General features: G+C 61.6%; 1 protein-coding gene. It reads left to right on the top strand.

Features of this window, described 5'->3' with window-relative positions:
* A partial coding sequence (locus tag EN862_RS35710; protein WP_153227259.1) for an ABC transporter substrate-binding protein occupies nt 1–289 on the top strand: 289 nt, incomplete at both ends.

Here is a 289-nt window from a genome sequence, read left to right as displayed (position 1 = left end):
ATCCCGATCTATGAGCTGCTGTCGCAGAAATACGGCTTCGAGCTGTCGCAGATCGAGGTGCCGCATCCCGGCAACGAGCAGCAGGCGCAGTGGCTGACCATCCGGCGCGAGCATCCTGACTATGTCGTGCTGCGCGGCTGGGGCGTGATGAACCCCGTCGCCTTGAAGACCGCGCAGAAGACAGGCTTCCCGGCCGATCACATCATAGGCAATGTCTGGTCGAATTCTGAAGAGTATGTCATCCCCGCCGGCGATGCCGCCAAGGGCTATACGGCCATCACCACCCAGG

It is taken from the genome of Mesorhizobium sp. M2E.F.Ca.ET.219.01.1.1, from assembly GCF_004016445.2.
Classification (GTDB): domain Bacteria; phylum Pseudomonadota; class Alphaproteobacteria; order Rhizobiales; family Rhizobiaceae; genus Mesorhizobium.
This window is presented reverse-complemented; position numbering and strand designations above follow the sequence as displayed.